The sequence below is a fragment of the Lentzea indica genome (genome assembly GCF_012184385.1).
Taxonomy (GTDB): domain Bacteria; phylum Actinomycetota; class Actinomycetes; order Mycobacteriales; family Pseudonocardiaceae; genus Lentzea; species Lentzea indica.
On the sequence record NZ_VSRL01000298.1, the window covers coordinates 1 to 10,126 of the forward strand.

A 10,126-nucleotide genomic window follows, 5' to 3' on the forward strand; every position below is an offset into this window, starting at 1 on the left:
CGTGCTGCTGGTGCCCGACGCCGACCGCCCGCACCTGCTGCGGCAGCTGACCGCCCGCACCGCCGTCGTCGTCGGCCCCGCACGTCCATGGATGCGTGCGTCCGCCTCCTACGCACGGGCCATGCGCGCGCGTCAGGTGTCCCCCGACATCCGCGACACCGAGGACCACCTGGTCGAGCTCGTGCTCAGCGCCGATGCCGAGCGACGCGACCTGCGTGCGCGCGCGCTCGCGCCGTTGCGTGCATTGCCTGTGAGCACGGCTCGACGGCTGGAGGAGACGCTTCGGGCGTGGCTGCTGCACCACGGCCGGCGCGAGGAGGTGGCGACGGCGTTGTTCGTGCATCCGCAGACCGTCCGGTACCGGATGTCGCAACTGCGTGAGCTGTACCCGGATCTCGCCTCGCCGCAACGGGTGCTCGAACTGACGCTGGCGATCGGGCTTTCCAGGTGAGCAGCACGGTGACCTTCTTCGACACCTGCCGCACGACGACGAACAGTTGCACGGGCGCGCCCGTCCCGGCTCCGAAGCCCTGACTCAGGCGATCGCGTCGAGCGCGATGTAGTCCGCGATCGCCTGCTGCCCCTTGATGTTTGAATGGACGCCGTCACCGGTGTCGTAGGGCGGGTTGATGCTGTTCGGCCTGACCGGGTCCTCCAGCACCTGCTCGAAGTCCATCAACGACGAGCAGGTGTCCGAGCAGTCGCTGCCGCGCTTCACGAAGTCGTTGACGGCGTGGCGATCCACGTTGTTCTGGTCGCTGTAACCGGGCCTGGGCGTGATCGGGGTGACGTGCACGGCGATCCCGGCGGCACGCAGTCGCCGGAACACCTCGCGGTAGCTCGCCACGATGTCGTTCGCAGTGCAGCCGTTCGCGACATCGTTCGTGCCGTAGTAGTAGATGACGTCCGTGACGCCGTGCAGCGCAAGGACATCTCGTTCCAGCCGTGCCAGCGCGTCCAGGCCGACGAACGCCGCCGGTGTCCTCGGGCAGACGGCGCTCGTCGTTCCGCTGATACCGGCGTTGGCGACGGCGAGCTGTGGCTGGTGCGGCGACTCGGCGACGATCCGCCTGGCCAGCACGTCCGTCCACCGCTTGTTGGTGCCCAGCTCGGTGCAGCCGGGTCCGCAGTTGGTGCTGCCCACGCCGTCGACGACCGAGCTGCCGAACGGCACCACCGTCCCCTTCAACCGCGGGTTGAACACGTCGACCGCGCTGACCACGTAGGTCGACTGGACCGTTTGCGTGTACGCCGCTCCTGTGTCCGTGGTGTGCTCACCGGAGCCGGGCGGCGTCAGGTAGTTCTCCCGGAACGCCGACTCGTGCCGGCCGGGGACGACGTCACCCGCGACGTGCATGCTGACCGCGACGTCGGCGCCGGGCGCGGTGTTCAGGGACGTCCGGTCGCTCCACAGCTCGCCGCCGGGCGGGATCGTGACCGCGCGACGGCCGCCGAACGTGACGTCGCGCGTGGCCTCCACCGCGGCACCACCGGTGCTGAGCGCGACGGTCGTGCGGTCGATCGTCAGCGGGACCTTGCCGAACGTGTTCTGCACCCGGATCCGGACAGCGCTGCCGCCCTGGCTGAGATGCGTGATCATCCGCATCGACTGGTCGTGCAGCGTGACAGGGGCGAGGTGCTGCTGGGACTGCGCCCACGAGGTGAACCAGCCGGTGCCCGCCCGCTCGGCCTCGGCGGCAGGCGTGACCAGGGTGGCGGCGACCAGCGCGCTCAACACGACCATCCGAGTGCTCATGGCTCGCCTTCTTACCGGATCGTGGCGATCACGTCACGAGCTGTGACCGTCAGGTCACCAGTCCCCGCCGGTAGGCGTAGACGACCGCCTGCACCCGGTCGCGCAGGTCGAGCTTCGTGAGAATGCGCGACACGTACGTCTTCACCGTCTCCTGGCTGATCACCAGTGCCGTGGCGATCTCGCTGTTGGACAGGCCTTCCGCGATGAGCCGCAGCACCTCGAGCTCGCGCGGGGCGAGCTGGACCTGGGCCGGGGTCTGCTCGGCGGGCCGGATGCGCGCCGCGTACCTGCCGACGAGCTGGCGGGTCACCTCGGGGGCGAGCAGGGCAGCACCGCTCGCGACGGTCCTGATGCCGTGCAGCAGCTGCGCCGGTGGCGCGTCTTTGAGCAGGAACCCGCTCGCACCGGCACGCAGTGCCTCGTAGACGTAGTCGTCGAGGTCGAACGTCGTCACCACGAGAACCTTGACGGGATCGGCGACGCCGGCGCCCGCCAGCAGCCGGGTCGCCGCGATGCCGTCGAGCACCGGCATCCGCACGTCCATCACCACGACGTCCGGGTTCAGCCTGGCGGTCAGGTCGACCGCCGCGCGGCCGTCCCCGCACTCCCCCACCACCTCGAGGTCGGGCTGCGCGTCGATGATCGTGGCGAACCCGGTGCGGATGAGCGCCTGGTCGTCGCAGACCAGCACGCGGACCGGTGCGGTCACGACGGGTTCCCCGCGGGGATGCGCGCACGGACCACGAAGCCGCCTTCCTGTTGTCCCGCCGTGAACTCGCCGCCCAGCACGTCGACGCGGTCGCGCAACCCGGCCAGGCCGCGGCCGCTTCCGCCGGGCGAGGCGGTGGACGACCTGGTGCCCTCCGTGCCGACCTCCACGAGGATTTCCCTTTCGCCGTAACGCACGTGGACGTTCGTCGGGTTGCCGTGCGCATACTTGAGCGCGTTCGTCAACGCTTCCTGCACGACCCGGTACGCGACGGCTTCGGCACTGCCCGCGTCCCGCGTCGTCCGTCCCTCCTCGGCGAACTCCACCGGCTGACCGGCCAGCCTGGTCTGCTCGACCAGGCTGTGCAGGTCGCCGAGGGACTCTCTGCTGTGGTCCGGGTTCAGGAGGTCCAGCAGGTGCCGCAGGTCCGTGAGGGACCGCCGTCCGGTGTCGGTGATCGCCTGCAACGTCTGGTCCAGACGGTCGGGGGACGCGGTCAGATAACGCGCTGCCTCGGCCTGCACCACCATCGCGGTCACGTGGTGGGTCACCACGTCGTGCAGCTCGCGGGCGATGGAGGTCCGTTCCTCGACGCGGGTGGCCACGGCGATGTGCCGGCGGCGTTCCTCCTCCGCGCTGCGGGAGAGCCGCAGCCACGCGCCGATGGCCCACGCGGCGGCCAGCGCCAGGTAGAAGGTGACGAACCCGGCCACGCCCTCGGTCGCCCCGTTGAGGTCCAGCGCGACCGCCAGCGCCACGTATCCGGCGGACGCCGCGATCACAGTGCCGCGCCGGTGATGCGACACGTGCAGTCCGGCGCTGATCAGCGCGATGGGCAGGGCGGTGCCGGCGACGGTGTGGTAGGCGCGCAGCTGGTCGGCGGCGAACGCGATCGACACCAGCGCGAGGCAGATCAGAGGCCACCGCCTGCGCACGATCAGCGGCAGGCATTCCAGTGCGATCACCACGATCGCGAATGCGTCCATCGGCCTGGTCGGCAACTCGCCGAGCTGAGTGCCCTTGTTGTACAACGCGGGCACCAGCGACGCCAGCACGAAAAACAGCGCGAGCGGTGCGTCCTGAACCGTGACGTCCCAGCGGCGCCACAAGCTGACCAGACGGCTCACGCGGCTCACGTAGCGAGCGTAGCGGCCGGTGCCCTGCGTCCCCTGCGTGGCACGACGTTGCCCCGGCGCCGGGCCAGCCACAGGAAGACCACCGTCAGCAGCACACCGGCGAGTACCGAGTAAACGCTCGCCTCAGGCCCGAACTCCCCGCCGCTGACGATGGAGGGACCGGACGTGACACCGTCCAGCAGCCCCTGCGGAGCGTCCGTGCCGGAGATGCTGGTGCTGAACACACCGCCCTGGGCGAAGTTCCAGCCGAAGTGCACTCCGATCGGCACCCACAGGTTGCGCGTGGCCGCGTACACCGCGGCGAGCATGAAGCCGGCCTCGATCGCGATGGCGGTGGAGCTCCACAACGTGGCGTTCGGGTTGAACGCGTGCACCAGACCGAACAGCACACCGCTGAGCACCAACGAACCCCACGTGCCGAGCCGTTCCTCGACGATGCGGAACAGGATGCCGCGGAACAGCAGCTCCTCCACCACCACGGCGGCGGCCGTGAACCCGAAGATCGCGATCGCGCCCGTCGCGGAACCCCAGCCGTTCACCTCGTAGCTCCCGAGGAAAGCGATGTTCACGATCACGGCGACGAACATCGCGAGTCCGATCAGGACTCCACGGCCGAGGGCGGCCGGAGCGGTCTTCAGCGCGACCTCCACGGGCTCACGGCGCTCGCTCCGCCGCACCACCCAGGTGTACGCGGCCAGGGACAGCACCGCCGTGGCGAGGCCGAGGACCACGGTGAGCGGCACGTTCCACGCCACCGCGTTGACACCGGCGCTACCGGCCAGTGCGACCAGCGCCACCAGGCCGAGCTGCTTCAACAGTCGCATGAGCGATCCTTCGTCAGATGTTCGCGGCCGTCGTGCCGCCGTTGCCGGGAACGCTAGGGATTTCGCGGCGCCGAAACGTCACCGCTGAGTGGACATCCGCGTGTAGCTCGCACGAGGGACACGGTCTAGTGCCGTGACCGCCAGCCATCACCGCGCCTTCCGGCGCTCAGCAGGGCACCTCGCACCCGTCTGACCGTCGAAATACGGGGCAAAGCCTGGCGGTCACGGCACTAGCGGACAGGTGTCCGCTACCGTGATGGCATGCCTGCTCGTCCTGACACCGGCCCCGACTTCATCGAGGCGCTCGCCCGCGGGCTGGACGTGATCCGCGCGTTCCAGCCGCTGCGTCCGGTGATGCCGCTCAGCGAGGTCGCCGCGGCCACCGGACTCGCGCGGCCGACCGCCCGGCGTGTCCTGCTCACGCTGGTCGAGCTCGGGTACGCGCGGCAGAACGAGAACGGGTTCGCGCTCACGCCGAAGGTCCTGGAACTCGGTGTCGCGTACGTGCGGTCGATGGGGCTGTGGGACGTCGCCCGCCCGCACATGGAACGCCTGGGCGCGCGCACCAACGAGTCCTGCTCGATCGCGCAGCTCGACGGCTCGGACATCGTCTACGTCGCGCGGGTCGCGGTGCCCAAGATCGTCACGCTGTCGGTGCAGATCGGGACGCGGTTCCCCGCACTGCAGACCTCGCTCGGGAAGGTGCAGCTCGCCGCGTTGCCGCCGGCCGAGCTGGAGGCCGTGCTCGCGCAGCCGACGCGGTCGGGACTAACACCAAGGTGGCAGCCGGACGTGGCCGAGCGCGACGCAGAGCTGCGGGACGTGCGGGCGCGCGGGTGGGCGTTGACCGACGAGCAGCTCGCGCCGGGGATCCGGTCGATCGCGGCGCCGTTGCGCGACGGGAACGGCACGGTCGTGGCCGGGCTCAACGTCAACTGCCACGCGGCCGAGACGTCGGTCGAGTTCATGGTCGAGCACCACCTGCCGCTCCTGCTGCAGGCGGCCGGCGACATCAGCGCCGACTTCGCGCGGCTCGACACGGTGCCGCACGTGGTCGTTGCCTGAGCGGGTTGACGCACGGCCGGACAAGGTTGAGGATTCAACGGACACCTGTCCGCATGCCGGTCGAGGAGGTCCCCGATGGTCGGCGAACGACGTCCTGTTGTCCTGAGAAACGGCACCGTCCTGACGATGGACGGCCAGCATCGGGTGCTGGCCGATCACGACGTCCTCGTCGCCGGTGACAAGATCGCCGCGATCGGGTCTCGGCTGGAGGTGCCGGAGGGCACCGTCGAGATCGACGCCACGCACGGCATCGTCATGCCGGGCATGATCGACACACACCGGCACATGTGGCAGACCGCCATGCGCGGCTACGGCGCCGACTGGACGCTCACGCAGTACTTCGTCTGGTACTACCTGGAGTGGGGCAAGGTCTTCCGTCCTGAAGACGTCCACGCCGGCAACCTTCTCGGCGCCGCCGAAGCGCTCGACGCCGGTGTCACCACGACCGTGGACTGGTCGCACGGGCTGCAGACGACCGATCACGCCGACGCCGCGGTCGACGCGCTGCAAGCGGTGCCGGGCCGGTTCGTCCTGGCCTACGGCAACATCCAGGACAGCCCCGCGTCGTGGACGGCCAAGCCCGAGTTCCGCGACTTCGTCTCCCGCCGCATCACCGGCGACGACATGCTGGGCTTCCAGCTCGCGTTCGACGTCACCGGCGACCCGGCGTTCCCGGAGAAGCCGGCCTTCGAGGTGGCGCGCGAGCTCGGTGTCCCCGTCACCACGCACGCGGGCGTGTGGGGCGCGACCAACGACGACGGCATTCGCCTCATGTACGACAACGGGTTCATGACGCCCCAGTCGATCTACGTGCACGCCGCCACGCTGTCCGCCGACTCCTACCACCGCATCGCGGCCACCGGCGGGTCGATCTCCGTGTCGACCGAGAGCGAGCAGAGCGCGGGCCAGGGTTACCCGCCCACCTGGGCGATCCGCGACCACGGCATCCCGGTGTCGCTGTCGATGGACACCTCGGTGTGGTGGAGCGGTGACCTGTTCTCCGCAATGCGCACGACGTTGGGCGCCGACCGAGCGCGCGAGCACATGGCGGCACACGCCAAGAACGACACCGTCACGCACTCGTCGCTGAGGGCCGAGCACGTCGTGGAGTGGGCGACGATGGGCGGAGCGCATGCGTTGGGACGTGAAGACCTCGGCAGCCTGGAGGTCGGCAAGAAGGCCGACATCGTGTTGCTGCGCAACGAGAACTCGCCCGCGATGTTCCCCGTCCTCAACCCGTACGGGCACGTGGCGTTCCAGGCCCAGCGGTCCGATGTGGACATCGTGATCGTCGACGGGCGGATCGTCAAACGCGACCACCGGCTCGTTGACGTCGACCTCGCCGCGATCCGCTCCCAGGTCGAACGCACCGTCGACCACCTGCGTGCGCAACTGGGAGAGGAGGCGTGGGAGAAGGGCATGAACCCGGACATCCCGACCACGAAGGTCCTGGACAACCCCTACACCTACACCGAGTACCGCGGCGACACCCGGACGTCCGTCTGATGGGTCCACTCGAAGGCCTGCTCGTCGCCGACTTCTCGCGCGTGCTCGCTGGCCCGTACGCGACCATGCTGCTGGCCGACATGGGCGCGTCCGTCGTCAAGGTCGAAGGCCCGCAAGGGGATGAGACCCGCACGTGGATGCCGCCCGTGCGGGACAACGTCTCGACCTACTACCTCGGGATCAATCGCGGCAAGCGCTCCATCGCGCTGGACCTGCGCGACGAGACCGACGCCGCGCTCGGCCGTGAGCTCGCCCGCCGTGCCGACGTCCTGATCGAGAACTTCAAACCGGGCGGCCTGGCCAAGTACGGGCTCGACCACGCGAGTGTCAGCGCGGCGAACCCGCGGGTGATCTACGCGTCGATCACCGGTTTCGGTTCGGGGGACGGAAGGCACGTCCCCGGTTACGACCTGATGGTGCAGGCGATCTCCGGCCTGATGAGCCTCACCGGTGATCCGGACGGGCCGCCGTACCGCGCGGGCATCTCGGTGTTCGACGTCATGGCGGGCAACCACGCCGTGATCGGCATCCTCGCTGCGCTGCGCCACCGCGACGCCACCGGGCAGGGCCAGCTCGTGGAGGTGAACCTGCTGTCGTCGGCGCTGACCGGCCTGGTGAACCACAGCTCGGCGTTCGTCGCCGGAGGCACCGTGCCGTTCCGGATGGGCAACGCGCACCCCAGCGTTTTCCCCTACGAACCGTTGCCCACCGCCGACAACGACCTCATCGTGGCGGCAGCGAACGACGGCCAGTTCCGCAGGCTGTGCGAGGTGCTCGGACTGCAGGACGTCGCGGACGACCCCCGGTTCGCCCGCAACGCCGACCGCACCCGCAACCGCGAGGAGCTGCGGCCCGTCCTGGTCGAACGGCTGCGCACCCGCGGCGCCGTCGAGTGGTTCGACCTGCTCGTCGCGGCGGGTGTGCCGTGCGGGCCGATCAACACGATCGACGGCGGGTTCGCGATGGCCGAGCGGTTCGGGCTCGATCCCGTCGTGGTGGTCGGGGACGTGCCGACGACCCGGCACCCCATCCGGTTCTCCGAGACACCCGCCGTCTACGAGCTGCCGCCACCGGAGCTGGACGAGCACGGCGCCGAGCTGCGCGCGTGGCTGAAGGAGGACCGTGACGGTGTATGAGACGGCGCTCGGCGCGTCGACGCCCGAGACGATCACGTTGCTGGGACAGGACCTCGCCCGCGACGTGATGGGCAGCGTCGGGTTCGGCGAGCTGGCGTTCTGGCTCGCCACCCAGCGCAGGCCGAGCCGGGGTGAGACACGGGTGTTCGAGGCCGTGCTCGCCGCGCTCGCCGACCACGGGTTCACGCCGACCGCGATCGTCAGCCGCCTCACCTTCCTCTCCGCGCCCGACTCCGTGCAGGGGGCGCTCGCGGCGGGGCTGCTGGGCGGTGGTTCGCGGTTCCTCGGCGTGACCGAGGACGCCGGCCGGTTCCTGCACGCCGTGGTGAGCGCCGCCGAGCTGCCGGCCGATGACGACGGCTGGGACGCGCTCGCGCTGGAAACCGTTCACGTTCAGGCACAGGGAAAAGCCCGAATCCCCGGACTCGGCCACCACATGCACAAGAACGGTGACCCGCGCACGGCCCGGCTGTTCGAGATCGCCGCGGAGGAAGGCCTGATCGGGCCGCACCTGTCGCTCTTCGCCGCGATCGGACGCGTCCACCCGCGCGTGCTCGGCAAAACATTGCCGCTCAACGGTGCCGGCACGTGCGGTGCGGCACTCGCCGACCTCGGCCTCCCGCTGGAGTTGTTGCGGGGCTTCGCTTTGCTGGCCCGCACCGCCGGTCTGATCGGGCAGCTCGCCGAGGAACTGCGCAATCCCGTCGCCAACGACATCTTCCTGTCCGTGGACACGAACACGCGGTCAGTCACGCCTTCAGAGGAGTGAGCATGCAGCTGGTCACCGAGGACAACATCACGACTCTCGCGGAGCAGCGCTGGGCCACCGCGAAGGACCCGCGGACCGCGCAGCTCATGACCGCGCTCGTCCGCCACCTGCACGACTTCGCCCGCGAGGTGCGGCTCACCGAGGCCGAATGGATGACCGCGATCCAATGGCTCACCGCCACCGGGCAGATCAGCGACGAGAAGCGCGAGGAGTTCATCCTCGCCTCGGACGTGCTCGGGCTGAGCATGCTCGTAGTGCAGATGAACCACCGGTTCGAGCCGGGCGCGACACCGGCCACCGTGCTCGGCCCGTTCCACATCGAGGGCTCCCCCGAGCTCGGCTTCGGCGGGGACATGTCCGACGACGTGGCGGGAACTCCGCTCTACATCACCGGAACCGTCCGTTCGCTCGACGGTTCGCCGGTACCGGATGCGGTGCTGGACGTGTGGCAGGCCGACGCCGACGGCGCCTATGAGGCTCAGCTCGACGTCGACGAGGCCCGGCTGCGGGCGAAGTACCACGCCCGTGAGGACGGCACGTACTGCGTGCGCACGATCGCGCCGAAGGGGTACTCGATCCCGATGGACGGCCCGGTCGGCGACCTGATCGGGCGGACGGAGATCAGCCACTTCCGCCCCGCGCACGTCCACTTCCTGCTCACCGCCGACGGCCACGAACCGTTGATCACGCACCTGTTCGAGGAGGGCGCCGAGTACCTCGACAGCGACGTCGTGTTCGGCACCAAGCAGGAACTGGTGGTCAGATACGACCAGCGCGAGCCAGGATCCACCCCGGACGGTCTCGAGTGCTCCGTGCCGTGGGTCGAGGCCAGGTACGACTTCGTCCTGCAACCATGCGCGCCGCACTGATCGTTCGTCCCGGTCAGCCTCCGGCGTTGGCCGACAGGGACGAGCCCGTTGCCGCACCCGACGAGGTGCTCGTCGACGTGCTCGCCGCCCCGATCACTCCGCTCGACCTGTTGTGCGCCACCGGAACCTCGTATTTCGGTGTCCCCGCGACGCCCGGCGTGCAGGGCGTGGGAACGGTCGACGGGCGAGCGGTCTGGTTCCCCACCAGCGCCGGGATGGCCGCGGGCGATGGAAGCATGACTTCGAAGGCGGTGGCGCGCCAGGAAGATCTGGTCTTCCTGCCGGACGGCGTGCAGCCTGCTCCGATGGCCGCGCTCGGGCTGTCCGCCGTCGCCGCGCACATGGCGCTGACGTGG

General features: G+C 69.8%; 10 protein-coding genes and 1 pseudogene. 7 read left to right on the forward strand and 4 right to left on the reverse strand.

The window, feature by feature from the left end:
• The coding region (locus FXN61_RS42635; RefSeq protein WP_167979532.1) for a helix-turn-helix domain-containing protein at positions 1-451 on the forward strand (451 nt) is incomplete at its 5' end.
• 84 nt (positions 452-535) lie between these two features.
• Here FXN61_RS42635 and FXN61_RS42640 read toward each other — a convergent pair.
• From FXN61_RS42640 to FXN61_RS42655, 4 genes are read right to left on the reverse strand one after another with little or no spacing between them, the layout of a single operon-like run.
• Entirely contained in the window at positions 536-1,756 is a 1,221-nt protein-coding gene (locus FXN61_RS42640) for a GDSL-type esterase/lipase family protein (protein WP_167979533.1), read from the reverse strand.
• Positions 1,757-1,805: 49 nt separating this feature from the next.
• A complete protein-coding gene (locus FXN61_RS42645; protein WP_167979534.1) occupies positions 1,806-2,465 on the reverse strand; it encodes a response regulator in 660 nt (219 codons plus the stop codon).
• Positions 2,462-3,601: a sensor histidine kinase gene (locus FXN61_RS42650; RefSeq protein WP_167979535.1), complete on the reverse strand. Its 1,140-nt coding sequence runs from the start codon at positions 3,599-3,601 to the stop codon at positions 2,462-2,464. Before FXN61_RS42650 ends, FXN61_RS42645 begins: the two co-directional genes overlap by 4 nt.
• Positions 3,598-4,425 carry a CPBP family intramembrane glutamic endopeptidase gene (locus tag FXN61_RS42655; RefSeq protein ID WP_167979536.1) on the reverse strand — a complete coding sequence of 276 codons (828 nt, stop codon included), beginning with the start codon at positions 4,423-4,425 and terminating at the stop codon, positions 3,598-3,600. The genes FXN61_RS42650 and FXN61_RS42655 overlap by 4 nt, the downstream gene beginning before the upstream one ends.
• Before the next feature lie 261 nt (positions 4,426-4,686).
• Here FXN61_RS42655 and FXN61_RS42660 point away from each other — a divergent pair, with 261 nt between their 5' ends.
• From FXN61_RS42660 to FXN61_RS42685, 6 genes and pseudogenes are all read left to right on the forward strand, one after another.
• The gene (locus FXN61_RS42660) at positions 4,687-5,490 is read left to right on the forward strand and encodes an IclR family transcriptional regulator domain-containing protein (protein WP_167979537.1); all 804 of its coding nucleotides are present in this window, start codon (positions 4,687-4,689) and stop codon (positions 5,488-5,490) included.
• Between the two features lie 75 nt (positions 5,491-5,565).
• Positions 5,566-6,996 carry an amidohydrolase family protein gene (locus tag FXN61_RS42665; RefSeq protein ID WP_167979538.1) on the forward strand — a complete coding sequence of 477 codons (1,431 nt, stop codon included), beginning with the start codon at positions 5,566-5,568 and terminating at the stop codon, positions 6,994-6,996.
• Positions 6,996-8,132, forward strand: a complete 1,137-nt coding sequence (locus FXN61_RS42670; RefSeq protein ID WP_167979539.1) for a CaiB/BaiF CoA transferase family protein — start codon at positions 6,996-6,998, stop codon at positions 8,130-8,132. Before FXN61_RS42665 ends, FXN61_RS42670 begins: the two co-directional genes overlap by 1 nt.
• Positions 8,119-8,901: a citryl-CoA lyase gene (locus tag FXN61_RS42675; RefSeq protein ID WP_167979540.1), complete on the forward strand. Its 783-nt coding sequence runs from the start codon at positions 8,119-8,121 to the stop codon at positions 8,899-8,901. The genes FXN61_RS42670 and FXN61_RS42675 overlap by 14 nt, the downstream gene beginning before the upstream one ends.
• A 2-nt stretch (positions 8,902-8,903) precedes the next feature.
• The gene (locus tag FXN61_RS42680; RefSeq protein ID WP_167979541.1) at positions 8,904-9,770 is read left to right on the forward strand and encodes a dioxygenase family protein; all 867 of its coding nucleotides are present in this window, start codon (positions 8,904-8,906) and stop codon (positions 9,768-9,770) included.
• Positions 9,755-10,126, forward strand: a pseudogene (locus FXN61_RS42685) (quinone oxidoreductase family protein); the annotation flags it as partial. The gene FXN61_RS42680 and the pseudogene FXN61_RS42685, both read left to right, overlap by 16 nt.